Here is a 25,017-nt window from a genome sequence, read left to right as displayed (position 1 = left end):
TATTTGATGCGCAAGGTCCTGATCGCGAACCGTGGCGAAATCGCTGTCCGTGTCGCCCGAGCCTGTGACGACGCCGGCATCCAGTCAGTCGCCGTCTACGCAGACATCGATGCCGATGCCATGCACGTTGGCGCTGCTGACGAAGCCTTCAGCCTGGGCGGCAATTCGCCGGCTGACACCTACTTGAACATTGAAAAGCTGCTGGCCGTTGCGGAGCAGTCCGGCGCGGATTCCGTCCATCCCGGATACGGCTTCTTGTCCGAGAACGCGGACTTTGCACAAGCAGTCCTCGACGCCGGACTCGAGTGGATCGGTCCCTCACCGGAGTCTATTCGCCAGTTGGGCAACAAGATCACGGCCCGCGAGATCGCTGTCCGGGCCGGTGCGCCGTTGGTTGCAGGTAGTGACGGACCGGTGTCCTCTGCTGCGGAAGCCCGGGCCTTCGCGGAGGAACACGGTCTTCCGCTGGCTATTAAGGCTGCATTTGGGGGCGGTGGCCGTGGGCTGAAGGTGGTTCGCGAGCTCGCTGAAGTGGAAGAAGCGTTCGACTCTGCAGTCCGTGAGGCCGTGGCTGCCTTCGGCCGTGGCGAGTGCTTCGTGGAACAGTACTTGGACCGGCCGCGGCACGTCGAGGCACAGGTCATCGCGGACAAGCTGGGCAACGTCATTGTGGTGGGCACCCGCGACTGCTCACTCCAACGTCGCCACCAAAAGCTCGTGGAAGAAGCCCCCGCCCCCTTCCTGAGCGATAGGCAGCGGCAAAAGATCTACGAGGGCTCCAAAGCAATCATCCGTGAAGCCGGCTATTACGGCGCCGGGACCGTGGAGTTCCTGGTTTCGGCGGACGGAGCCGTGGCGTTCCTTGAAGTCAACACACGACTTCAGGTGGAGCACCCCATCACGGAGGAAACTGCCGGGATTGACCTGGTGCAGGAGCAGTTCCGGATCGCTGCAGGTCTGCCGCTGAGCATTTCCGAAGACCCGACTCCTCGAGGGCACTCGTTCGAGTTCCGCATCAACGCCGAAGACGTAGGCCGCGGCTTCCTGCCGTCCCCGGGAACAGTGGCTTCTTTTGAGGCGCCCACTGGTCCCGGCATCCGCATCGACACAGGCGTACGGTCCGGCTCATTCGTGGCACCGCAGTTCGACTCCTTGCTTGCCAAGCTGATAGTCACTGGAGCCGACCGACAGCAAGCCCTTCGCCGTGCGCGCCGTGCCCTCGCAGAAATCAAGATCACCGGCCTGGCTACAGTTCTGCCGTTCCACCGCGCGGTTCTGGAGTCCGACGACTTCACGTCAGTGGCTGGCCTGCGCGTACACACGCGCTGGATAGAGACCGACTTCGCGGACCAGATCCCCGTGGATCCTGACTACAACGTCATTGCCCCGAGCGGAGAACGCAGGACCATCACGGTGGATGTCGACGGCAAACGGCTCGCAGTGGGGCTTCCCGCAGACCTGCTGGACGGCTGGGCACGCTCCGGCCACGGGCTCCCGGCCACGGCGGACGTTACGGGACTGCCCGGATCCTCGGACAGCACTGACTCGCCCGCCGAATCCGCCTTGGTCTCCAGCATGGCCGGCACGGTGGTGAAGTGGCTCGTGGAGCCCGGTACTGCGGTAGCTGCCGGGGACCCTTTGGTGGTTCTTGAAGCCATGAAGATGGAAACCCAGGTCCCGGCACACCGTACGGGCACACTCTCCGAGGTGTCGTCGGCTCCCGGTGGAGTGGTGACTGCGGGTGCAGTGCTGGCCCACATCGAGTAGTTACGAGGTAACGGCCACACCCAGCACGCTGTCCAGGAGGCTGTTGGAGAACTTCCCCGTGGGGTCGTTGGCCTGGACTAGAGCACGGAAGTCCTCGAAGCGCGGGTAGAGCGCCGCGAAGTCGTACTCGCCGGGTGTGAAGAGCTTGCCCCAATGCGGGCGGGCGCCAAAAGGCCTTAGTGCTGTTTCAAGCTCGGGGAGTATTGCTTCTACCTCGGCCTGCAGCGGCTTCCACGTGAAGTGGAGTGCCACGCTTTGCTGCTGGTAGAACGGGCTAAGCCAGAACTCGTCGGCGGCCACGGTGCGAATCTCGGAGACGAACAGCAGCGGCGCGAACTTATGGGCGAGTTCCCGTACAGCCCGCAGCGCGGCGGGTGCCTGTTCCAGGGGAAGGAGAAACTCGCTTTGCAGTTCCTCGCCGTTGCTCGGGGTGAATTCGTGGCGGAAATGCGGCAACCGGTCCAGCCACTTGCCGGCGACGTCCAGTTGCTCGGTGCAGTTCTCGGCTGACATGTCCGGCAAGGGATGCATGGCCGCCGTCGCAGCCGTTGCCCCAAAGAGGTCGGTCAGCGGAGCCTCGGAGTCCAGGGCTTTGAACCACACCTGCGGGATGGTGTCGCCGGTGTAGTCGGTGAAGAAGCTAACGCTGTAAGCGCTGGAAGCGATGGCCTCAAAGTTTGCCAGCGCTCCTTCCCAGGAAAGTCCGGTGAGCACACGCTGCCGGACGTCATAGCTCGGCCGGACCGCGAGTTCCAGCCCTGTGACGATGCCTAGAGCGCCCATTCCCACCACGTTGGCGAGGAATTCGTCGTCGTCCGCCGTGAGGGTCACCAGCTCGCCTGAGGCGCGCACCAGGTCAACACTGACGACGGCGGCAGCCAAGGAGGGGTTGTTGACTCCACTGCCGTGCGTCCCGGTTTGGATGGCGCCGGCCACTGAGATGTGCGGAAGGGACGCGAGGTTGTGAATGGCGTAGCCCTGCTCTTCGAGCGCGCGGCCCAGGGCTCCGTAACTGATGCCACCACTGACTTTGACGGTATTCTTCGCGGTGTCCAGCACGACTTCCTGGGGCAGGGCGTCCAGCAGGATGTGTGTGCCGTCGGTGTCGGCGACCGTGTTGAAGGAGTGCCGGGAACCGAGTGCTTTGATCCGCGACGCGTTGGCTACGAGTTCCTGCAGCTCCTCCACCGACGTGGGACTGTGGACGTCCGCAGACGAGTACTCAAGGTTTCCTGCCCAGTTCTTCATCGAATCATCTTCCCGCTCTGATACTTATTGGCTCCCGCAATTGTTAACGTTCACAACTAATTGCGTCAAGGGGTGTCCACGCCGTTGCGGCTAGAGTTCAAGAAACCCGCCGTCTATCAGGAGCTGCACGTGAGCAAGGGATCCAAGCCCACCATCAGGGACGTAGCTATGGCGGCGGAGGTTTCGCTGACCACCGTGTCCTATGTGCTCTCCGGCCGGCACGGCGGCACTACCCGGATCAGTCAGCCCACGCAGGACCGGGTCCTGGCAGCGGTCAAGGAACTGGGGTACGTGCCCAATCAAGCCGCACGTGGCATGCGTCGGGGCAAGACGGACGTTGTGGCGGTGGCTATCGGCAACCTTGAATGGCCGTGGGACCGTGCCCTCGCCACAGCCGCAGCAAGGATCCTTCCCGAGCGTGGCTACCAGCCGGTGATCCTCTTGGGTGATGACTGGCGGAAGTTCATGATGTCCGGCGGCGCGGATGGCGTCATCATCGGCTACTTTCCAGAGGCCAGGTCCGAGGACGAAACCGTCACGGAATTAGCACGCCGTGGCGTCGCCCAGGTGGTGATCTCGGGAACCATGAAGCCTGCGGGTTTCGATGTCCTTGCTCCCGAGGCCGATGCCGGGCTCGCCGAGTGCATGGAGTTCCTCACCGCATCCCACCGCAGGATTGGCTGCATTCGAAGAGCGGACCCGGCCGGCAGGCCGAAGAGCCGGTTCGCCGCTTACGCAGCCGGACTGGAGAGGGCGGGCATCGCGCTGGATGAGTCTTTGGTCAGGACGTCGCACCACCGTCCGGCCACGGCGTATCAGTCGGCCCTTGAGTTGCTCCAGCTACCGGACAGGCCAACTGCCATCTTGTGCACCGACGACATGGAAGCCCTGCAGACCATCCGTGCCGCTTACCGACTGGGCCTCCGCGTCCCCGAGGACGTCCAGATTGTGGGCGTCGGAAACTCTACCGAGGGCCAGGACTACGATCCCGCCCTGACAACGGTGGGACCTGAACCGATCTTTGAGCAGGTAGTCCGGATGTTGCTCGATCGCTTGGCGGGAATTACGCCTGCCGAGGGCATTCGGGTAGCGTCGCCGTGGAAGTTGCACCGCCGCGGCACCACGCAGGGATAGCTAGTCCTTCAGCGGACGGCGAGCCAGCCAAGCAGCCACGATTGCGCCCGAGATGTTGTGCCACAAAGAGAACACAGCGGACGGCAGTGCGGCCAGCGCACCGAAGTGCGCAGTCGCCAGCGTCGCGGCCAAGCCGGAGTTCTGCATGCCGACTTCGAATGCGAGGGCGCGGCGCGCCTTGTCGTCCAGGCGGCCGAGCTTGCCGGCGAGGTAGCCGAGGCCCAGGCCGAAACCGTTGTGGAGGACCACTGCCAGAAACACGATGGCGCCTGCGGCAACGATCTTGCTGGCGCTTCCCGCCACAACAATGGCCACGATCAACGAAATCACGACGGCGGATGCCCACGGAAGTGCCGGAAGCACCTTTGCGACGAGCTTCGAGAGGAATAGCCGGGCCAGGAGGCCTGCGATCACCGGCAGCAGCACGGTCTTCACGATGTCCATCACCATGGCGCCGGCATCAATGTGCAGGAAAGATCCGGCCAGGAAGAGCGTCAGGGCAGGGGTCACGATGGGCGCGATCAGTGTGGAGACTGAGGCCACGGCTACAGAGAGCGCAACGTCGCCCTTGGCAAGGAAGGCCATGACGTTGGAGGCGGTGCCGGAAGGTGCGCAGCCAACGAGGATCAGGCCGACAGCCAGTTCGGGCGGCAACTGCAAAAGGACGGCAATAAGCCAGCCAGCGCCGGGCATGATCACGTAGTGCGCCACGATGCCGAGCGCTACAGCCAAGGGGCGGCGGGCCACCGAGGCAAAGTCCGGAGGGGTCAGGGTGAGTCCCATGCAGAACATGATGACGCCCAGCAGATAAGGAACCGCGACGCCCATGGGCTTGAACAGATCAGGAATCAGGAAGCCGAGGACGCCGGCTACCACCACGAGAAGCGGGAACACTGTGACGGCGATGCGCGCGATCTTGGCTTCAGCGGCAAGGGCGGCGTTCGCGGGAGCAGCGGGTTCTTCGGTTTTCGACGGGGTATTGGTTGCCTCAAGCATTCATCCATGCTCACATCTGCCCCGTAGCCCCCACTAATTCTTTACTTGCAGGGGAGCGTATATGTCAGATGACCGCTCTTTACCACCCAAATGCTACTTAGTTGGGCTAGGAGTTGAGCTTGCCGGCCAAGCGCTCACGCATACGGACGCTGGCCTCGTTGAGCCCAATGAACTCCACTTCCCGGCCGTGATTCCGGTACTTCTCAGTCACCGAATCCAGCACGGCCACCGTTGAGGCGTCCCAGATGTGCGAACCGTGCAGATCGATGATCACCCGATCTATGCCGTCCGAGGAATCCTTCGCGTAATCGAATTGCGTGTACAGATCATTGGACGAAGCGAAGAACAGCTCGCCGTCCACCGTGTACGTCGCAACCCTTTCACCGTTGAGTTCCAGTTCGGTCCGCTCCACGGTTGCGAAATGGGCCACCCGCCGCGCGAACAGCACCATTGCGGTCACGACGCCGACGCCGACACCCACCGCCAGATTGTGCGTCGCCACCACCGCGGCAACAGTGATGAGCATGACCGCGGTTTCGGACTTCGGCAGGCGCTTGAGTGTGGAAGGCCGGATGGAGTGCCAGTCGAAAGTAATCAGCGAAACGAAGATCATCACAGCCACCAACGCCGCCATGGGGATCATGCCCACAACGTCACCCAGGACCACCACCAAGATCAGCAGGAACACGCCGGCCAAGAACGTGGAGAGCCGGCTGCGAGCCCCTGAGCCCTTGACGTTGATCATGGTTTGGCCGATTACTGCGCAACCACCCAGACCACCAAGGAAGCCCGTGACAATGTTCGCGGCACCCTGGCCCCACGAGACCCGCGTCTTGTTGGAACGGGTGTCCGTGATGTCGTCCACGAGCTTGGCAGTCATCAACGATTCCAAAAGGCCCACCAGCGCCATGGACAAGGCAAACGGTGCAATGATCTGGAACGTCTCCAGGTTCAGGGGCACGTTGGGCAGGAAGAATCCGGGCAGGCTGTCCGGGAGTTCGCCCTTATCGCTGACGGTGGGAACGTCGACGTTCCCCAAAACAGTGACCAGCGTGATGGCTACGATCGCTACCAAAGGTGCAGGAATTGCTGTGGTGATGCGGGGCAGCCCGAACACGATCACCAAACCCACCACCACGATCGGATAGACCATCCAGGGCACGTCAAAGAGCTCGGGCATCTGGGACATGAACACCAGAATTGCCAAGGCGTTCACGAATCCGATCATCACGGACCGCGGGATGAAACGCATCAGCTTTGTGACGCCAAGGACAGCAAGGATGATCTGGAAAACGCCCGCCAGGATGATAGTGGCAATCAGGTAGTCAAGCCCATGTTCTTTCATCACCGGAGCGATCACCAGGGCCACGGCACCGGTGGCCGCAGAGATCATGGCCGGGCGACCACCCACAATGGCAGTGACCACGCCCATGGTGAAGGACGCGAACAGCCCGATGCGCGGATCAACGCCCGCAATCACCGAGAACGCGATGGCCTCGGGGATCAACGCCAGAGCCACTACGAGTCCCGCGAGGGACTCCGTCAGGAGCCGGCGGGGCGAGCGAAAGGTCGCCCGCAGTGACATGAGTTGCTCGGGAGTCATGGGTCCTTACAGTGCAGTTGTCTTAGAGCGCTGTCTGGCGGTAGCGCTCAATCTGCTTTAGACGCCGCTGGAGGCTGTCGCGCCGCGGGTGCGGGACGACGTCGGGCGCCTCAGCGGTGAGATCAATGTGTTCGGTTCCGTACTGCCACAGCAGGAGGTCATCCAGGAGGCGGTCGGGGCCGGGGGAGTAACGGTGGTCCAAAGCCTTGCGGACCTCGGTGATTCGGTTGGCGCTGAGCAGGCCGGCTAGCTCCACGGTCTTGGTGAGTCCGTGTGCGGCGAGCAGCTCGGCAGCCCATCCCCAGTCGTCATCAACTTTACGGTCAACGTGCGGTAGGAGCGTACGCCAAACGTCGCGTACCCGGTTTGGCGTCAGGGGCATGCCTCCATCGCCTTCGAGATCCCAGTAGCCGCGGACTTCCTCATAACGCTCGTGAAGATCGGCGAAGGCGCTCTCAACGGTTTCCAACATGGCGGCAGTGGCCGTGAACTGGCGGTCGAAATGTGGTGTCCAAGCGCGCGGATCTTCGGCCTTGAAACGGATGTCGTGCTCGATCTCGCTCCAAGCGTGTGCGAACACCGTGCGGATCTGGCACTCGAAGAAGTAGCTGCCGTTGGCGGGCATGTCCGGATTGAAGACGTGTTGGTACTCCTTCACGGCCTCGTTCTGGATGGTCCGCAGGATGAGGTGCCGGCTGGAGTATCCGTACGTTCCGGACTCGATGGAGCCGATGTCCTTCTCGCGGTCGCCGCGGCAATCGAAGAGCTGACGCTGCCGCTTGATGATGTTGGCTACCGCTGCGTTCTCAGCCGGCAGCTTGGTGATGACACGGATGCCCACCATGTCGTTCAACGTGCGGAACGGGTCCGGGAACTTGAGTACACGCGGCCCGCCGGGCTCCAACGGATCATCCGTGCGGGAAATCTTTTCGCGGAACGACTCAACGGTTTTGGTCCGCCCCGTGACAAACAACGGAGTGACCTCAGCATCGTTCAGCATATCCCTCAGAGTGAGCAGCACATCCCGTGTGACCCGCTTCAATGCAGGGCGAACACGCTCGTAGAGCGCCACATTCGCATCCACTGCGTCGCGCTGGGCCTGGTCCAGGCTGTCCCAATTGCTTGCCATGCCCCCAGCTTACGGGGCGGGTCCGACACTCAACCGAGCCACTCGCCGTCGGGGTGCCTCTAGCCAAACTTCCGAATCGTCACGATAGGCTCAGTACAAAGGAGGGCGCAATGTTGCGGCACAAGTACAGCTACGGCGAACACCCCAGTCAGTGGGGCGAACTCTTCATACCTGAACCGAGCAACGGAAACCATCGCGGCGCATCAGCTGTGGCCGGTGGAATCGCCGTTGTGATCCATGGCGGCTACTGGCGGTCACAGTACGGCGCTGAGCTTGGCGAGCCCCTTGCGCGCGATCTCGCCGCGCATGGCATCACCGCCTGGAACCTCGAGTACCGGAGGGCCGGAAACGGCGGTGGTTGGCCTCATACCTTCGAGGACATCCTGGCCGGCATCGACCATCTGTCCGAAATCGCCGGCCAGCACGACCTTCAGCTCGGCAGGGTGGTGGCACTGGGCCACTCGGCCGGCGGCCACTTGGCTGTTTGGGCCGCAGGCCGGCAGCGGCTTTCTGAAATCGGAACACCCGACGCCGACCGCCAACTCCAGCGCGGGCCGGAGGATAACGCCGTGCACCTGACGGGCGTCGTCAGCCAGTCCGGCCTCCTGAACCTCGCCGCCGCCGAGAAACTGAACCTCAGCAACGGCGCGGTCTGCAACCTCATGGGTGGGGACTCCGGTAGATACCCCAAACGGCATAAATACGCCGACCCCATGAGTTCCTTGCCCATCGACGTCCCCGTATATGCCGTGCACGCCACAGAAGACGAGGATGTTCCTGCGAGTCAGTCCGAAGCTTATGTCGCGGCTGCAACGGCAGCAGGCAGTGCGGCCCAGTTGTTGCGCGTCCCGGGTGACCACTTCGACCTCATCGACCCCAAGGCCGTGGCGTATAAGAAGTGCCGCGAGCTGGTGCAACGGCTGCTCTCGTAACCTGTGGTTCGTGGGGGCCGGCTCTGGCAGAGTGGTCCCATGCTGACAGTCATTGGTGAAGCCCTGGTCGACGTCGTTCAACGCTCCTCGGGAATCGAGGCGCATGTGGGCGGGAGCCCGCTCAACGTTGCCGTCGGTTTGGCGCGGCTGGATCACCCGGTGCAGTTCATCGGCCGCTACGGCAGGGACGCCTATGGTGATTCCGTTGCTGCGCACTTGCGCTCGAGTTCCGTGATGGTTCCGCTTCCGCCGGACGAGAAGCCAACCAGCGTGGCCACCGCGCAGATCGACGACGACGGCGCCGCCACCTACGCTTTCGACCTCGCTTGGGAGCTGCCCGGGCTCGCCGGACGGTTGCCGCTCATGCTGCAAGGCTCCACCCTGCTGCACACGGGATCCATTGCCACCTTCCTGGAGCCAGGCGCCGCGGAGGTGCTTGCCGCCGTCGAGTATGCCCACCCGAGCAGCACCATCAGCTTCGACCCCAACTGCCGTCCCAGCATTATTACGGACGTTGAGTACGCGCGGACGCAAGCCGAGCGCTTTGTGGTGCTGTCCGACGTCGTGAAGGCTTCTGACGAGGACCTCGAGTGGCTGTATCCCGGTGTTGATCCGACGGAATCCGCGCGTCGGTGGCTGTCTTTGGGCGGCGAAGAAGGTCCGGCGTTGGTGGTGGTGACTCGGGGTTCACGCGGGCCGTGGGGCGTCACAAGGGCAGGCGAAACCCAGGTTCCCGCACCGTCCGTGAACGTGGTGGACACTGTGGGAGCAGGGGATTCCTTCATGGCCGGGCTGTTGTCTGCGATTGTGGATCACGGCCTGGATGGCGCGCAGAACCGCGGCGACCTCAGGGCGATGCCCGCAGAAACGCTGGCCGCCATCATGGACCATGCAACACGGGCGGCTGCCGTAACCGTGTCACGGGCAGGCGCCAATCCGCCCACCCGGGCCGAGCTCAACCATGGTGTGGCCTAAGCGGAGCGCAGGCGCTTAACCTGCCCCGTGTCCGGCAGCCACTTCCTCACCGACCTTCACAGGACCCGGGGGAGTGCCTTCCCCGAATGGGCTGCCACCGAGCGATTCCCGTCCGTGAGGAGTGAGCCAGCCGGATAGATCCGGACCGGCGGGGACGATCTGCGTGGGATTGATGTCCTCGTGGACGATGTAGTAGTGCTGTTTGATCTGCACAAAGTCAGTGGTGTCCCCGAACCCGGGTGTCTGGAACAGGTCCCGGGCATAACCCCACAGTGCCGGCATCTCGCTGAGCTTGTTGCGATTGCACTTGAAGTGTCCGTGATAGACGGCGTCGAAGCGTGCCAGGGTGGTGAAGAGCCGCACGTCTGCTTCCGTGATGGAGTCACCCACCAGGTACCGCTGGCCTGTGAGCCGTTCCTCGAGCCAGTCCAACGCGTTCCACAAGCGGGTGTAAGCGGCATCGTAGGCTTCCTGGGAGCCTGCGAAGCCACACCTGTAAACGCCGTTGTTGACCTCGGTGAAGACGCGTTTGTTGACCTGGTCGATCTCCTCCCGCAGGTGCTCCGGGTACAGCTGCGGAGCGCCGGGACGGTGAAACTCTGTCCACTCAGTGGAGAAATCCAGCGTGATCTGGGGGAAGTTGTTGGTCACTACTGCGCCGCTGGCAATGTCCACTACGGCCGGAACGGTGATGCCGCGCGGGTAGTCGGGGAAGCGGCGGAAGTACGCTTCCTGCAGCCGTTCAATGCCCAAGACGGGATCTTTGCCCTCCGGGTCCACATCAAAAGTCCAGGATCGGGCATCGTGGGTGGGGCCGGGCTGGCCGAGGCTGATGACATCCTCAAGTCCCAGGAGCCTACGGACGATGACCGTCCGGTTGGCCCAGGGGCAGGCCCGCGCCGCAATCAGTCGATACCGGCCGGGTTCCACTGGCCAACCCGGTTCGCCGTTGGGTCCTGAAGCGCCGTCGCGGGTGATGCGGTCCTCGATGTAGTTGGTATCCCGGTTGAACTCGTTTCCGGTGACGTACGCGCCGCGTGTGCTGTGCTCTTCGCTTATGGTTTTGTCACTCATCAGCCCAGCCTATTCTCCGGTTTTGGGAATGTGCACGGTCAGCGAAGGGGGATTAGGCCACGCTGAGCCCACGTAGACTGACATGATGCGGCTCGTAGCAAGCGATATTGACGGCACCATCCTCGGTCACGACGGAAAAATCAGTGACCGGACCATCAAGGCATTCCAGGCGTGCCGCGACGCAGGGGTGGAACTCGTCTTCGTCACGGGTCGTCCGCCGCGCTGGCTGTACCCGCTCCAGGAGCAGCTGGGTCACAGCGGGATCGTGATCTGTTCCAACGGTGCCGTGGTGTGGGATCTCGAAACCGAGAAGGCCCTGTCCTCGTGTGTCTTGGACGCAGAATCCGTCTTTGAAGCCCGCCGCATTATCAAATCCATCCGGCCTGACGCCCTGTTCGCTGTCGAAACCCTCACGGGTTTCCAGCTGGAGCCGGGCTTCATCGAGAACGAAACCAGCGAACTGCTCGCGGAGTTCACCCCCAAACCGCTGGCCGAGACGCTCACGGCGGATGACGCCGTCGTAAAGTTCCTGGCGATCACCCGGGAAGGCACCCCGGACGAGTTCCTTGCCGAGGTGCAGCCCGCCGTAGCCCACCTTGTGTCCACCACACACTCAGCGCCGCGGACGGCGATGCTGGAGATGTCCGTTCCGGGCATCAACAAGGCCGTCACACTCGCCCAGTACGCCGAGTCGCTGGGGATCGAAGCCGCCGACGTTGTGGCGTTCGGGGACATGCCCAATGACATCGAGATGCTCCGCTGGGCCGGGCACGGTTACGCGATGGCCAGCGGCCACCCGGAAGCTATTCTGGCGGCTGGCCAGCAGGCGCCGCACTTCGACGACGACGGCGTAGCTCAGATTCTCGAGGCAAAGCTGACTGAGCAGCGGGTCTAGTTCCGCCCGACGCGGGGAATCCAGCAGCGTACTGAATCACGGTAGTGCCGGAACTCGGCTCCAAACCGGCTTTCGAGGTCTGCTTCTTCGAGCGGCCGGACAGCATAGTTCCACAGCAGCGAGCCGATCGCCGCGTATGCGACCACGAGCCATGAGCCCAGGATCAGGCCAACCGCAACGCCTTGGGTGATGCCGGCAACCGCCATCGGGTTCCGAACCCACCGGTAAGGTCCGGCGATAACCAGGCGGTTGGGCATGGCGGAGGGCAGAGGGGTGCCGCCTCCGGCAGAGGACATGGTCACCGCGGACGCGATACCGAGGCAACTGGCCAGCACCAGCACCACCAGGCCGGCTGGCGCTGCGGTGGAGGGAAGAGCCAGCGAAACGGCCCACCTTTGCTCGAACCAGCAGATGACTGACGGAAGCACAACCAGGAAGAGTCCCCAAAAGAGGGCCAATTGACCCATAGTTGCCGCTACGTTAGCCGCAGCGCCGCGGAGGGTGGGTGCCGGACGGAACGCGAATGGCCCCCGCACGATCAACTCCGTGGGGACACGGCCCTCCACCACAAGGAACAGCGCAATGGTTGAACAAGCGGCCGCAGCCAGCATGATCAGGACGCCCCACCCGGCTTCGGTACTGAATGTTGCGTAGGTGGCGAGGGCGACCGCAACGAGGCCGGTCCAGCTGGTAGCCACCATCGCGCCGGCCCGCACCCCGAAGGCGGCCCAAGCGGAAGCGACGACGAACAGCGGAACATCAAAGGCCGCCACAAGAACGGGGTCCAGACTGCCGAGAGTGGCCGTCCGAATGGCTGGTGACAGGAAAACTCCCACCCACCACGCCAGCCCAGCCACGGCTTGGACAGCGAAGTAGATCCGGCCCCACCCTTGCGCCCGCGAAGCGGTAGGAGCCTCGCGATTCACGGGTGCCGCACGCCCTCTCCTGCCAGCAACGCGCGGTAGCCCTCCTTGTAAGTGGGAAAGGTGAATTCGAAACCGGTCGCCCTAATCCGCGCATTTGAACAGCGCTTATTGCCGGGGCCGGCGTCGGACGCGCCGCCAGGTTCCGCCGTCGGGGGTTCCGGGCATCCCATCTCAGAGGCGAGGAAGCGCATGACGTCGCCCATTTCCGCCGCGTGATCATCAACGCCAACGTAGACCCTGTCCGGGGTTGGCGTCATGGTGGTGAGGTGGACGATCATGGCCGCGGCATCGTCCCGATGGACGCGGTTGGTGTGCCGGGGTTGGGCGGGAATGACGGCTTGGCCGGTCCGGACCTGGTCGATCAGCCGGGTGCGACCAGGGCCGTAAATACCGCCGAGCCTTAGGGAGATGGGCTGTGTGGCCGTGCCGCGAGTCCGGGAGAACAACAGCTCCTCAGCCTCCACCAAGACTTTCCCGCTGAACCGTGTGGGCTCCGTGGGTGTTGATTCGTCCACAACAGCTCCGCCGGAATCCTTGTACACAGCCGTTGAGGAGACGAAGAGGATCCGCTGCGGCTCAATGGATTGCCGTTCCAGCGCATCCAGGACGTTCTTTACACCGTTCAGATAGGCCGCGCGGTACGCCTCTTCGGTGGAAGCGTCGGCCGCGACAGCCACCACCACGATGTCCACATCCGCGGGTAATTCCGGCACACGCTTGGAGAGGTCCGCGAAGACACCCCGGATCCCGGACGGCAGCTTCTCAGGGGACCTGCGAAGGCCCACAACGTCATGGCCAGCGGCCGCGAAGCGGAGTCCGGCTTCGGTTCCAAGGTCGCCGCAGCCGGCAATCAACACAGTCATGCCCCTAGTTTGTCAGTACCGCAGTGTCATCCAGTTCCCAGCCTCCATACAACCGGCGTTCACGTTGCGCCCGTAGGCTTCCAGCCAAGGACCCGTTCGCATCGTGTCTTACAAGTCGGATTTGCAGGGGGAAACATGGCCAAGCGCAGGATCAACAACGTCAATACCGCGCCAATGCGTCGCATCGAACCGGATCACCACTGGCGGTCGCTTCGCCAGGGAGACCGGGTCAAGGTCACGCTGACGCCCGGCTTCGAATCGGCCGGAGTGGTGGACGCCGTTACTGGCGATGCCACCGCGGTGTGGGTGGAGCTCGACGGCGGTCGCGGCCGGACGCTGGTGCATGTCAGCGACGGCGTGGCGATCGTTCCGCAATCGACGGCGGTCCTCCCGCAGGAGAGCTAACCGCACCTTCGCCATGGGCTACGCTACGGGAGTGACGCTGCCCTATTTCTTCCGCAAGGACGGTTCGGTGGGCCCGTTGGCCTTCGCCCACAGAGGGTTCTCGTTGGACGGCCTGGAGAATTCCATGGCCGCGTTCCGGGCAGCGACGGAACTCGGAACTGTGCACCTTGAAACCGACGTCCACACGACGGCCGACGGCGTATTGCTGGTATTCCACGATTCATCCCTGGACCGGGTTACCGATTCAGTGGGCAAGATTTCCGAGCTGACCGCCACCCAAGTTGCTGCTGCCCGAATCGGCGGGGTGGAGCCGGTCCCAACCTTTGATGAGCTGGTTACCGCCCTGCCCCATGCCCGGCTGAACCTGGACGTCAAGGACTGGAACTCGGTGGGTCCCATGGCTGCTGCGATCGAGAAGCATGGTGTCCATGACAGGGTGTTGGTCACCAGCTTTTCGGACAGGCGTCGACGAGCAGTACTTTCCAGGCTGTCCCGTCGGGTGGCTTCCTCTGCCGGCAGCTCGCTGACCGCGCTGTTCGTTGTACTTGGCCCGGTGCTTCCGGCGCCTTTGGCACGCAAGCTGCTTGCCGGCGTCGACGTCTTCCAAGTCCCTGTCCGTTACGGGCGGGTCCCCGTGGTGACCCCGGGGTTCATACGCCGCGCCCATCGCCTGGACAGGCAAGTGCATGTGTGGACCGTCAACGATCCCGTGGAGATGGAGCGTCTCCTGGACCTCGGTGTGGACGGCATCGTGTCCGACCGCCTTGACCTGCTCAAGGAAGTCCTGGTGCGCCGGGGCCAGTGGGCGTAAACCGCCGCGCGAGTTGGTATTAATTGCCATTTCGGCGGGGGTTAGTTGCCGCCCTCGATCGCGGCCGGACGGGTTTGGCTTGCGCGGATCCTCTCCAGGTGGAACTTATTGCTGCGGTCGAAGTTGAAGATGCCGTTCTTCTCCTGGAAAACGTCCGTTAGCTGCGTGTAGCAGTAGCCGAACATGTCCGGGTTATCCAGCAGCACAGAGCAGAGGCCGTCGAAGCGGGTGTAGAACTCTTCCTCGCTGCTGACGCGCTGGCCGTAGCCCCATGACGTGGATACATCGCTTCCTTTCACCGCCTGGCGGGCTTCAACTTCGTTCCACCAGATGCCACCGAACTCCGAGACGAAGAACGGCTGGCCGGCGTAGGGCACAGAGTATTCCTCGCCGTCGGCTTTGCGGTTGATGTACGGCTTACCCTCGGCCAGGCCTTGCTGTTCAATGCGGAAGCGGTCCGGGTCTTGCTCGTAAGAGTGGGAATCGTAGATGTCCGTTTCCCGGATCCGATGCGCGTAACCGGATGCGTCGATGACAGGCCGGGTGGGGTCGGCGAGCTTGGTGGCCAGGAACATGGCCTCCGTGACGTCATCCAGGACCGTCAACCGATCGTGCAGAATCTGGTGTGTCTCATTGAGGGGGCACCAGCCGATGATCGAGGGGTGGTTGAAGTCGCGCTTGAGCACCTCGAGCCATTGGGCTACGAAGCTCGCCGTGGGTTTCTGGTTGTGGCCTATGGTGCCGCCGCCGGAGACACCCCAGTCACCGAACTCGCCCCACACCAAGTATCCAAGCCGGTCCGCGTGATAGAGGAATCGCTCTTCGAAGACCTTCTGGTGCAGGCGGGCACCGTTGAATCCCGCGGCCATGGACAGCTCGACGTCCCTGACCAGGGCTGCCTCGTCCGGGGAGGTCATGAGCGACTCCGGCCAGTAACCCTGATCCAGGACAAGCCGTTGGAAAACAGCCTTGCCGTTGATGCGGACAACCTTGCCGTCCAACGCAATCGATCGCACGGCTGCGTAGCTGCTGACGTGGTCAACAACCTCGCCGGAGCCGTTCCGCACACAAACCTCGAGGTCGTAGAGGAAAGGATCCTCGATGGACCAGGGCCGGAGGGAGCCCTCCGGAATGCTGAGACGGAGTGACGGAGTGAGGTCAAGATCGGCCTTCGCCGATTCCTCGATCCGCATCCCCGAACCGTCAGACAGGACGGCGGTAACCGTGTGCCCGCTCCTGTTCTGGCTGACGGGCACCTCCAGGGTGATGCTGGAGTCCGCGAGGTTGGGGGTCATACGGAGCCGCTTGATGTGAACTGCGGGGACGGCTTCCATCCACACCGTCTGCCAAATCCCGGTGGTCCGGGTGTACTGGCAGTGGGTGTTGTTGTACCAAGTGGCCTGCTTGCCACGCGCCTGCATTTCGTGCCGCGAGTCCCTGGCCCGCACCACGATCACAGCGTCCGTTCCGGGCTCGACGACTCCTTCGAGGTCCGCAGTGAAGGGCGTGAAGCCGCCGCGGTGGCGGGCTACTTCAACCCCGTTCACCCAAACTGTGGCGTCGTGATCCACGGCGCCAAAGTGCAGCAGGACGTTCTGACCTGCCCATTCCTGAGGGATTGTCACTGTTCGTCGATACCAGACGGCTTCCATGAAATCGACGTGCTCGATCCCCGAAAGGGACGATTCCGGTGCGAACGGAACCAGGATCTCGCTGTTGAGTTCGCGGGTGGTGAGTCCGCGTTCCAGACCGGAGTCGCCGGCGTCGATCTCAAAACCCCAGGTTCCGTTGAGGTTCATCCACGTCTCGCGGACCAATTGCGGACGGGGATGCTCGGGTTTGGGCATGGCGAGGGTCACATTTTGGCTCACAATCAAAAACCTAACGTGCCACGGGGTTGAGTACCACCGGCCGCCGCGCAAGGATGAATACCGTGACCCGATTCCGTTTAGCAATCCTTGACGATTACCAGCAGGTCTCCGGCGATTATGCCCCGTGGGATTCACTGCTCGACGACGGCGTAAAGGTCAGCGTCTTCAGCGCACCTTTCCTTTCGAAAGAGCAAGCCGTGGCCGCCTTGGCGCCGTTCGACATCATTGTGGCGATGCGCGAGCGAACCCGTTTTCCACAGGATGTCCTGGAGTCGCTGCCGAACCTGAAGCTGCTGGTAACCACTGGCATGGCCAACGCTGCGATCGATCTCGAGGCTGCGTCGGAGCGGGGCATCGTAGTGTGTGGAACGGGTGGTTCACCGGCTGCGGCGCCCGAACTGACGTGGGCTTTGCTGCTCGCTTTTGCCCGCAACCTGGCTGTGGAGGAGAACTCGCTGCGGGCCGGCGGCTGGCAGACCGGAGTTGGGTTTGAACTCGAAGGCAAGACGCTTGGAATAGTTGGACTGGGCAAGATCGGCAAGCGGATGGCGGGGTACGCCAAGGCATTCGGGATGGACGTTCTCGCGTGGAGCCAAAACCTCACGGCGGAAACGGCTGAGGCGGCTGGAGCCCGCAAGGTCAGCAAGGAAGAGTTGTTCAGGGAGTCCGACGTCGTGACGCTGCACTTGAGGCTTTCCGAGAGGACCGAGGGCATAGTTGGCTCGGAGGAACTCCGGCTCCTCGGCCCCGACGGCGTGCTGATCAACACCGCCCGCGGCCCCTTGGTGGATGAGGAAGCTCTGATCCGGGCCTTGGAAGAGGGGTGGATCCGCGGCGCCGCACTGGATGTCTTCGACGAGGAACCCCTTCCGGCCGGCCATGCGCTGCTGCATTCCCCGCGGACTGTTCTCTCGCCGCATATCGGCTACGTGACGCACGAGAGCTACCGCCAGTTCTACGGTGGGGCCTTCGAAGATGTGAAGGCGTGGCTTGATGGGGCTCCTGTGCGGGTGCTTGGCGGGTAGCTCCAGCCGTTGCTGTGCGCGCGTCGCACCCGTTAGCGCCAAGCGCACCCGTTAGCGCCGCACGCACCCGTTAGCGCCGCACGCACCCGGTGGGCGTGCTAGCCGCACCCGGTAACGCCAAGCGCACCAGAGGTTACGGGGGCGCGTGGCGGCTATTGGTGCGCCGCTCTGGAAAGAGGGCCTTCCATCGCCAACATTACGCGCCGGGCAAGCGCTTTCCGAGCGAAGCTGGCAAGATGGACCCATGCGTATCCTCATCGCCCCTGACAAGTTCAAGGGATCCCTGACCGCCGCCGAAGCCGCGTCAGCCATGGCCGAAGGCGCACTGCGCGTTTATCCGGATGCCGTAACCACCCAGTTTCCGGTGGCCGATGGCGGCGAAGGCACCTTGGATGCCGCGATTGCCGCGGGCTACGAGGAGCGGAACAACGCAGTCGTGGGCCCCATCCTCAAGCCCGTTGGGGCCTCGTGGGCGATCCGCAAGGATGCCTTCGGCGGCGCAAGCGCAGTCATCGAGACCGCAATGGCTTCCGGCTTGGCGCACATGGAGCCCACCCCTGAGAACTCGCTGCGCGCCCACAGCTACGGCTGCGGCCAGCTGGTAGCGGCAGCCCTCGACGCCGGTGCAACCGAGATCGTGCTCGGATTGGGCGGCTCTGCAATGTCCGACGGCGGCAGCGGCGCCTTGCGTGCATTGGGGCTCAAACCCCTTGATTCGGCCGGCAATGTGGTGCCGCTCGGCGGAGGTTCCCTGACCGACGTCGTTGCTTTGGACGTCTCCGAGCTGGATCCGCGGCTTTCGAGCGTAAAGTTCCGTATCGCCGTCGACGTCCAAAACCCGCTGTACGGCCCGGAAGGTGCCGCCCATGTTTTCGGCCCGCAGAAGGGTGCCGATGAGGACGCCGTTGAAAAGCTCGACGCCGGTCTCCGCAACTGGGCGTCGCTCCTTCGGGAAGCCACTGGCCGCGACGTGAACGTTCCGGGAGCTGGAGCAGCGGGCGGGTTCCCGGCGTCGTTCCTGGCTTTCACTGACGCCGCGCTGGAAGGTGGGTTTGCGCTGGTGGCAGGGCTGACGGGTCTCGCGAAGCACCTTGGCGAGGCCGATCTGGTGATCACCGGCGAGGGCTCCATGGACGAGCAATCGCTCACGGGCAAGGCCCCGATTGCCCTGGCCGACGCCGCGAGCGTGCATGGAATTCCCGTGATTGCAGTGGCTGGACGCATCACGGTGACGCCGGAAGACCTGGCCAAGCACGGAATCGTGGCAGCCGCTCAGTTGCTGGACGTAGCGCAGCGCAAGGATGGCGTTCCGGACGTCGCCGACGCCGTTGCGAACGCCGGGAAATACCTCGCGTGGGCTACGAGCCAGGTGCTCGAAGGCGCCTGATTACTGGCGGTAGCCCTCCACTTCGCTGACTGGTCGTGCCGAAGCGTCGTCAGGGTTCTCTCCTGCGTCCCTCTTTGCCCGGCGTTGGCGCAGCAAGTCCCAGCACTGGTCGAGCTGGGCTTCCAGCTGCGCCAAGCGGGCGGTGCTGTCGCCGCCGCCGTCATCCGACCCGGCAGCATCGCGGAGGCGGTGTTCCTCCTCCACCAGCGATTGAATTCGCTCCAGAAGATCCTGATTGTCCATTGTCATGACTCCTCGTAGTGGTTTGCGCGGTTAGTTAGCAACGTAGTCCTGCTGATGGGGTGCGTCTACTGGTAGCCACCGGCATACTTGGCTCATGAAATTCACTACCACCATCGTGGGCGATGGCAACAAGGCGGGCATCGAGGTTCCGGACGAGATCGTTGATGGGCTGGGTGCAGGCAAGCGGCCCCCGGTGGTGGTGACCATCAACGGCCAGAGTTATCGCAGCAGCATCGCCGTGATGGGCGGTAAATATATGGTGGGTGTCAGCTCGGCAAACCGTGAACTGACCGGGGCTGCGGCGGGGGACACCGTGGACGTCGGCCTTGAAGTGGACACCGAACCGCGGGTTATCGAGGTTCCCGAGGACCTGGCCGCCGCGCTGGACTCGGAGCCTGACGCGAAGGCGTTCTACGCCACTTTGAACTACAGCAGCCAACGGCGCTACGTCGAGCCGATCGGTGATGCCAAGACCGAGGAGACGCGCGCCCGGCGGATCGCGAAGGTAGTTTCGGATTTAAAGGCCGGCAAGAAATAGCATCCTTGGGACAGGCTCGTTGGCAAGAACTTGAACTGAATCACGACACGTTCCGTCCTCTGGGTTCACTACTAAGTCGTGACAGGCTGCAGGGCGCACTCCGGATGCGGAACAGCTGCCACAGTCGATGAGGAGATGAGACCCTCTTGTCGGCTGGTCACGGCGCACGAGCAGGGCCCCATCTCTCGGCTGGCCGGCCGTGCGTGTGTCCGCTGGCTCAACGGACAGTGTGGCCGGCTCTGACTTAGACCACCGGGGCCGGCCACATCCCGAGCGTTTTTGGTCCTGGCCTCAGGGCCAACGTTATGATGTCCGGGTTCCGTTTCTTGCCTTGATCGGGCGCTGGAGGATGAAGACCTAATGCTGACGACGCGGCGAATCATGGCCTGCCTGGCGTTCCTTGTCCCGGTTGCCGGGCTTTCAGGGTTCGCGGTGGTCATGGCCTCCAAGATCGTCAAACGGGGTCCCAAGGACTATCGCCGGGCTGAGATGACGGAAGACGGACGACGCATCCGCATCGACTTGGACGACTACACCAAAGCCCCGGGCGACTTCGGCGTTTTCGATCCCGCGACAGAGAAGTACACGCGAGTCGGCGAGGTCACGCTGGTCAATGAGGACAAGAAGTACGTAGAACGGCGGGTTGATTCTCTTGGGTCCGCCACGGGTAGTCTGGGGCCAATCGTCGACTGGACCCCGGACGTGTTTTTCGAGCCGTCTTCTGTCGGAGGAAGCTACAAAGAGGTGGACGTCCCCACGGAGTATGGTGCGGCGCCTGCATGGCTCTTCGAAGCTGAAAACACGGACGTATGGGTGATCCATATCCATGGCAGCTGGACCGACCGCTCCATCATGTTCAGAGACGTCCACGCATTCAGTCCTTTGGGATTCACATCCTTGGTCCCCACATTTCGCAGCGACCCGGAGGTCAGCCCACCACAGGCCGAATCGAGTCACCTTGGTCAAACGGAATGGCGTGACGTGGAAAGCGCCGTGTCCTACGCCGTAGCTCATGGAGCCAAGCGCATTGTTCTCTCCGGCTGGTCAATGGGTGGGACCATTGCCCTCCTCACAGCGGAGCACAGCGCCCACCGGGACCGGATCGTAGGGCTTGTCCTGGTAGGCCCCGTCACGAGCTGGCGGAAGGCCATCGCGGCAGGGGCAGTGCGGGCAGGGGTGCCGGCAATTGGTGCCGGCCTTGTTATGCGCCTGTTGGAGGCTCCGTTGTTCGCCAGGATGCTCGGGCTGGAGGAACCGATCGATTTCGATGCACTTGACTGGGTGGACGTACCTAGCCGGGTGGCAGTCCCCACCCTCGTCTTGCACTCCAACGCAGACCAAGAGGTGCCTTGGGAGATCTCGGCCGCGTTCCAACGTGCGAATCCGGCCACCGTCACCTTGATTACACTCCCTGAGGCTCACCATACCCAGGAGTGGAACGCCTCGCCCTCTGCCTTCACCAATGAACTCAAGAGCTGGGTCAGCAAGACGATCCTGAATTGACTAGAGCTACGTCTGCGCGTCCAGCTTGGCTTCAATGTGGCTGATCCGGCCCTGAACAGACTCCGGGAACTCCATCAAGTTCACCCGCTCGTAGTTGTGCAGGACTATAAGGCTCTTGTAGACGCCATTTTCGAGTGTCTCATTGAAGAGGTCCCATGCCGGACTGACGCGCGACCGATCTGCATTAACCCGCATTCTCATCGCAGTCAGCCACAGGGCATCGATCATCCAGAGACGCAACCTAGGGAGCTGCTTGGACAGGAAAAGAATCAGCCACCCCGCCGCCGTCACCGTGAGGCCTATATAGAAAAGGCGGTCGAACCAGGTTCCGATCGCTCGGGCGAAGTCGTCCCAGGGCGAGAAGTAGTACAGCACCACATACGCGATATGGCAGGAAACAGCCACTGCAACCACCATCAAGCCCGCTGAGAATGTTGCGTATGGTCCCTTGGCGTTGTGCCGAAGCATGTAGATGATCCTGAGCACGGTGAACAACAACGCGAACATGTACGTCCCGCTGTACACGGCAGTTGCCAGCTGGTCCATGCGGGTATCGATGAAGTCGGCAGCCGTTGGAGCTTTGTCCGCAATCAGGGAGAAGCTGGCAATCATGACGGGAATGCTCAGCAGCGGAGCGTAGTAGGTCCATCTGACAACGGGTACATTCGCCAAGCGCCGCACGCTGTCGTTGAAGAAGAAGATCGCCAGCAGCGCGAAGATGGCCTGAAGCAGGTTTGTCACGTTGACGCCACCGAGGTGGCTGTCGATGTCCTCCAAGGGTGTCACCGTTCCCAGGACATAGAGCGCCGCGAGTCCGAATACTGACGCCACCCACGAGGTCCGGGATTCCGCCACTTTGATCACCGATGGGATCCGAAGGAGGCACAGGGCGCTCAGCAGCGCGAAAAGCAGCAGTTTCATGGTCTGTTATAGGAAAGGATCAGGATCGGACGAGCTGCGTGAACGGGTCTTCTTCGACATCTCGAAAGCGAAGTCCTCCACCCACCGTTCCACGGGATGATTTGGAACGGACCGGCACGTGACACTGATTGCGTCCGCGGTTTCCCGCAGCATCTCTTCGGAGAGGTCCGGCAGAGCCAAGGCCATCTGAAAGCTCTCCAAGTAGATGTGTCCGAGCTCGTGATATATGCAGTGAAGTTTGTATTGTTGCGACTTCTGCGGGGGAAAATAGACGTTGATGCGGTCTTCGAATTCGGCTTTGAATGCCGTCAGCGCACCCCAGGACTCCTTGTACTCGATCAGATTGATCGGCTTCTTGCAGATCACGGTCAAGCGGTCCACAACTTCCTTCATGGACGTGGTGCCGTCACCGCATAACTCTCGAACCTTGTCCTGAACCGACGGGAGAGTCATTCATCCTCACCGTTCATCGACGCATCGATAATCCTGGTGATTGTCCTTAGCGTTTCGGGCGAAGTTGCCCCAAGGTTTCTCGCGGCAAAATTCTTCACCTTGAGCTTGCGCATCTGCACAAGGAACTCCATCCGCGCTTCTACCTCGGGAGGAGTCTCACTGTTGAGATCGACGAGGTAACTGGCTGGTACGGCAAAAACGAGCTCGGCGATGCCCTTCAGGAGTTCTTGATCCGTCACCAGGCTGCCAGTGCCATTGATTAAGTAAGACCACCGTGTTCGCGACATGTGGATTCCGTGAGAAGAAAGTGCTTCCTCGACATGAGGGTAAGTGAGCGCCGTGTTGTTATCGGACTCCCAGATATCCACCAGGATGCCCATGCGATCCGCCAGGCGCTCTTTCTTCTGTTGTTGCGTTAGGAACACTCTGGGGGCCCCATTTGCCATCGTTAAAGCTCCTTCAGCCAAGGTCAGCTGTTTATGGTGCGACCGCTGCACAGAGCAGGCGGACAGCCGACAAAGAATTTTACCTGATGCTGTTCACAGCGTATAGGCCATGAGTTACAACTGAGTTGTACATGTGCGGAGCATGTCTGTAGGCTGTCGCTTACTTGATTTCTTGGGGGATTCAAGTCCACACCGCCGAAACCCGCCCTGGGGACAGGTTCTCAGGAGCCGGGTTTCGGCGGCACTTACCGTGGCACTGTCACGAACCCTGCCGGCATCTCTCGTCCCCGGAGCGGATCCTGCTCAGATTACCTGCGCTGTCTTGCGTAATGAATCACCCCGGTGCGCCACATAAAGCGCGGGAGAGAAGTGGCGCTTAAGGGGATGATCTGTGGTGCAAAAGGACTGTCGGAACGACCACTGCCTGGAGGGGTGGATCTGGAAGCAAGTCGGTGAGTTCCCTGATGGGGCTTGCCCGGATTGCGTGGCCGAGGACCAGGGTCAATCTGGGACCAGGACCAACTCGGGAAACCGTCCGGCCCAAGCGTGCTGAGGAGTTGGCAGCGCAGGGTCCTCCGCAGATAAGCGCGTCTCTTTAGGCGACCGCCGCCGTCGATGCCTTCCGCGCTATCAGCGCGACGCCCGCTGACGATGCGAGGAAGACAGCACCCAAGACTACCCACCCCAGCGCACCATGTTCGACCACCGTGGCGGTCACCACGAGCGGTGCGAGCATGGCGCCCAGCGCTGATCCCATACCGAACATCCCTTGGTAAGCGCCGGCTTGGAGTGGGTTGGCGAGCTCGAAGCTGAGTCCCCAGGCTCCCGCTTGCGAGAGGATTTCCGCAAACGCATGAAGGAGAGCTGCGCCGCACAGCAGGGTGACGGCGGCGATGACCGGCGCCCCGCCCGCCGCTGCGTAGAGCACGCAGGCTACGGCCATGAGCACCCCACCAGTCAGCACGATCTTTCCTGCACGGCGAGGGTGGTCGGTGCCCCGGGAGAGCGGCACTTGCAGCAGGACGACACACACGGTGTTGATGACAAGGATGACGGATATCAGGACCTCCGGGGCACTGGTGTCCTGTGAAATCCACAACGGAACACCCATTTCGGCGAGTCCGAACTGCATGCCAAAAATACCGGACAACACGGTCAGCAGTACGTAGCGACGGTCCCTGAAGGGTGAGATTCCGCGCTTCGGTGCCGGGGCGGCGGGATCACGGCGCGGTGCGTCTACACGCTTGGGGAGGCGGCGGAGGTGCAGGGCGCTCAGGATGTAGACCACGCCGGCACTGATCATCATTCCCCGGAATGCGTCGGCGGTTCCGGCCAACAGTGCGAGTCCGGCAATCATGCCTCCAACAGCAATGCCGAGGTTGGTGACGGTGCGGAGGACTGCGCGCGCATTCACACGGTGAGGGCCGTCGAAAGCCCTGGCGATGATTGCGGAACGCGTGGCGTTCGCACCCCGATCGAGGCCTACCGCGATGCAGGCAAGCACGACGGCGGTACTGAAGTTGCCGGCGAACGTGTAGGTTGCGATCGCGAGGCCTTGGGTGGCTACCATCCCGACCAAGAGCCGGCGCGCGGAAAAGTGGTCGGCAAGTCGACCGCCGATATACGAAGTTGCGACGCCGACGCCGCTGGAAACCGAGAGGATCACTGCGATTTCCACGGCGTTCAGGCCGACAAAGCGGCTGAAGTACAGCACGGTCAGGGTAAGGAAGATGCCGCGGCCCAGTGTGGAAACGAGGATGGCTGAAGCGAGGATCTTGAGGGTGGGATCGGAGAGTGCCACGCGGAGGGTGCGCTGTGGGGCAGGAGCGGTGTCTGCGAGGGATTTAGTCACGCCCAGAGTTCTGCCACCCC

24 protein-coding genes are annotated in these 25,017 nt (G+C 62.6%); 11 read left to right on the top strand and 13 right to left on the bottom strand.

What is annotated here, in order from left to right; all coding sequences use genetic code 11:
* The first annotated feature begins 6 nt into the window (after window positions 1-6).
* A complete protein-coding gene (locus AC1RJY_RS11525) occupies window positions 7-1,767 on the top strand; it encodes an acetyl/propionyl/methylcrotonyl-CoA carboxylase subunit alpha (protein ID WP_498602330.1) in 1,761 nt (586 codons plus the stop codon).
* On the opposite strand, the gene AC1RJY_RS11520 is transcribed toward AC1RJY_RS11525, so the two are convergent.
* Window positions 1,768-3,015, bottom strand: a complete 1,248-nt coding sequence (locus AC1RJY_RS11520) for a D-arabinono-1,4-lactone oxidase (protein WP_498602329.1) — start codon at window positions 3,013-3,015, stop codon at window positions 1,768-1,770.
* Window positions 3,016-3,144: 129 nt separating this feature from the next.
* Between AC1RJY_RS11520 and AC1RJY_RS11515 the strand changes: the two genes are divergently transcribed.
* Complete coding sequence (locus AC1RJY_RS11515; protein WP_043469564.1) at window positions 3,145-4,149, top strand: LacI family DNA-binding transcriptional regulator; 1,005 nt, start codon at window positions 3,145-3,147, stop codon at window positions 4,147-4,149.
* Here AC1RJY_RS11515 and AC1RJY_RS11510 read toward each other — a convergent pair whose 3' ends face one another.
* From AC1RJY_RS11510 to AC1RJY_RS11500, 3 genes are all read right to left on the bottom strand, one after another.
* Window positions 4,150-5,145, bottom strand: a complete 996-nt coding sequence (locus AC1RJY_RS11510) for a bile acid:sodium symporter family protein (RefSeq protein WP_498602328.1) — start codon at window positions 5,143-5,145, stop codon at window positions 4,150-4,152.
* 106 nt (window positions 5,146-5,251) lie between these two features.
* Entirely contained in the window at window positions 5,252-6,748 is a 1,497-nt protein-coding gene (locus AC1RJY_RS11505) for a SulP family inorganic anion transporter (protein ID WP_011772836.1), read from the bottom strand.
* 22 nt (window positions 6,749-6,770) lie between these two features.
* Entirely contained in the window at window positions 6,771-7,877 is a 1,107-nt protein-coding gene (locus tag AC1RJY_RS11500; protein WP_011772837.1) for a GTP pyrophosphokinase, read from the bottom strand.
* 110 nt (window positions 7,878-7,987) lie between these two features.
* On the opposite strand from AC1RJY_RS11500, the gene AC1RJY_RS11495 reads away from it, so the two are divergent.
* Window positions 7,988-8,809 carry an alpha/beta hydrolase fold domain-containing protein gene (locus tag AC1RJY_RS11495; RefSeq protein ID WP_498602327.1) on the top strand — a complete coding sequence of 274 codons (822 nt, stop codon included), beginning with the start codon at window positions 7,988-7,990 and terminating at the stop codon, window positions 8,807-8,809.
* A 39-nt stretch (window positions 8,810-8,848) separates the two neighbouring features.
* On the top strand, window positions 8,849-9,784 hold the full coding sequence (locus tag AC1RJY_RS11490; protein ID WP_498602326.1) for a carbohydrate kinase family protein: 936 nt from the start codon (window positions 8,849-8,851) through the stop codon (window positions 9,782-9,784).
* Between the two features lie 15 nt (window positions 9,785-9,799).
* Here AC1RJY_RS11490 and AC1RJY_RS11485 read toward each other — a convergent pair whose 3' ends face one another.
* Entirely contained in the window at window positions 9,800-10,858 is a 1,059-nt protein-coding gene (locus AC1RJY_RS11485; protein ID WP_011772840.1) for a glutathione S-transferase family protein, read from the bottom strand.
* Between the two features lie 85 nt (window positions 10,859-10,943).
* Here AC1RJY_RS11485 and AC1RJY_RS11480 point away from each other — a divergent pair, with 85 nt between their 5' ends.
* Window positions 10,944-11,753: an HAD family hydrolase gene (locus AC1RJY_RS11480; protein ID WP_187329940.1), complete on the top strand. Its 810-nt coding sequence runs from the start codon at window positions 10,944-10,946 to the stop codon at window positions 11,751-11,753.
* On the opposite strand, the gene AC1RJY_RS11475 is transcribed toward AC1RJY_RS11480, so the two are convergent.
* Complete coding sequence (locus AC1RJY_RS11475) at window positions 11,750-12,679, bottom strand: methyltransferase family protein (RefSeq protein ID WP_014920314.1); 930 nt, start codon at window positions 12,677-12,679, stop codon at window positions 11,750-11,752. The two genes, AC1RJY_RS11480 and AC1RJY_RS11475, sit on opposite strands and share 4 nt — an antisense overlap.
* Window positions 12,676-13,542 (bottom strand): SDR family oxidoreductase, encoded by an 867-nt coding sequence (locus AC1RJY_RS11470; RefSeq protein WP_498602325.1) that lies wholly within the window; start codon window positions 13,540-13,542, stop codon window positions 12,676-12,678. Before AC1RJY_RS11470 ends, AC1RJY_RS11475 begins: the two co-directional genes overlap by 4 nt.
* Before the next feature lie 135 nt (window positions 13,543-13,677).
* Between AC1RJY_RS11470 and AC1RJY_RS11465 the strand changes: the two genes are divergently transcribed.
* Entirely contained in the window at window positions 13,678-13,947 is a 270-nt protein-coding gene (locus tag AC1RJY_RS11465) for a hypothetical protein (protein WP_014920316.1), read from the top strand.
* A 13-nt stretch (window positions 13,948-13,960) separates the two neighbouring features.
* On the top strand, window positions 13,961-14,758 hold the full coding sequence (locus AC1RJY_RS11460) for a glycerophosphodiester phosphodiesterase family protein (protein ID WP_011772845.1): 798 nt from the start codon (window positions 13,961-13,963) through the stop codon (window positions 14,756-14,758).
* 41 nt (window positions 14,759-14,799) lie between these two features.
* Here AC1RJY_RS11460 and AC1RJY_RS11455 read toward each other — a convergent pair whose 3' ends face one another.
* Window positions 14,800-16,617, bottom strand: a complete 1,818-nt coding sequence (locus tag AC1RJY_RS11455) for a glycoside hydrolase family 2 protein (RefSeq protein ID WP_498602432.1) — start codon at window positions 16,615-16,617, stop codon at window positions 14,800-14,802.
* A 65-nt stretch (window positions 16,618-16,682) separates the two neighbouring features.
* Between AC1RJY_RS11455 and AC1RJY_RS11450 the strand changes: the two genes are divergently transcribed.
* Window positions 16,683-17,654, top strand: coding sequence for a D-2-hydroxyacid dehydrogenase family protein (locus AC1RJY_RS11450; RefSeq protein ID WP_498602431.1), 972 nt, complete (start codon window positions 16,683-16,685; stop codon window positions 17,652-17,654).
* Window positions 17,655-17,898: 244 nt separating this feature from the next.
* Entirely contained in the window at window positions 17,899-19,041 is a 1,143-nt protein-coding gene (locus tag AC1RJY_RS11445) for a glycerate kinase (protein ID WP_043805651.1), read from the top strand.
* On the opposite strand, the gene AC1RJY_RS11440 is transcribed toward AC1RJY_RS11445, so the two are convergent.
* Window positions 19,042-19,284: a DUF2630 family protein gene (locus tag AC1RJY_RS11440; protein ID WP_011772849.1), complete on the bottom strand. Its 243-nt coding sequence runs from the start codon at window positions 19,282-19,284 to the stop codon at window positions 19,042-19,044.
* Between the two features lie 94 nt (window positions 19,285-19,378).
* Between AC1RJY_RS11440 and AC1RJY_RS11435 the strand changes: the two genes are divergently transcribed.
* Together AC1RJY_RS11435 and AC1RJY_RS11430 are read left to right on the top strand one after the other, a co-directional pair.
* Window positions 19,379-19,822 (top strand): YdeI/OmpD-associated family protein, encoded by a 444-nt coding sequence (locus AC1RJY_RS11435; protein ID WP_011772850.1) that lies wholly within the window; start codon window positions 19,379-19,381, stop codon window positions 19,820-19,822.
* A 360-nt stretch (window positions 19,823-20,182) separates the two neighbouring features.
* Complete coding sequence (locus tag AC1RJY_RS11430; RefSeq protein ID WP_498602324.1) at window positions 20,183-21,325, top strand: alpha/beta hydrolase family protein; 1,143 nt, start codon at window positions 20,183-20,185, stop codon at window positions 21,323-21,325.
* 6 nt (window positions 21,326-21,331) lie between these two features.
* Here AC1RJY_RS11430 and AC1RJY_RS11425 read toward each other — a convergent pair whose 3' ends face one another.
* From AC1RJY_RS11425 to AC1RJY_RS11410, 4 genes are all read right to left on the bottom strand, one after another.
* On the bottom strand, window positions 21,332-22,246 hold the full coding sequence (locus tag AC1RJY_RS11425) for a hypothetical protein (protein ID WP_143711591.1): 915 nt from the start codon (window positions 22,244-22,246) through the stop codon (window positions 21,332-21,334).
* Between the two features lie 6 nt (window positions 22,247-22,252).
* Complete coding sequence (locus AC1RJY_RS11420) at window positions 22,253-22,699, bottom strand: hypothetical protein (RefSeq protein WP_498602323.1); 447 nt, start codon at window positions 22,697-22,699, stop codon at window positions 22,253-22,255.
* Window positions 22,696-23,166: a hypothetical protein gene (locus tag AC1RJY_RS11415; protein ID WP_498602322.1), complete on the bottom strand. Its 471-nt coding sequence runs from the start codon at window positions 23,164-23,166 to the stop codon at window positions 22,696-22,698. Before AC1RJY_RS11415 ends, AC1RJY_RS11420 begins: the two co-directional genes overlap by 4 nt.
* Before the next feature lie 574 nt (window positions 23,167-23,740).
* The gene (locus AC1RJY_RS11410) at window positions 23,741-24,997 is read right to left on the bottom strand and encodes an MFS transporter (protein WP_498602321.1); all 1,257 of its coding nucleotides are present in this window, start codon (window positions 24,995-24,997) and stop codon (window positions 23,741-23,743) included.
* Window positions 24,998-25,017 lie beyond the last annotated feature (20 nt).

Source organism: Arthrobacter sp. GW822-FHT05G07 (assembly GCF_058799755.1).
The sequence above is the reverse complement of the archived record's forward strand: the minus strand, read 5'-3'. Positions and strand labels throughout refer to the sequence as shown.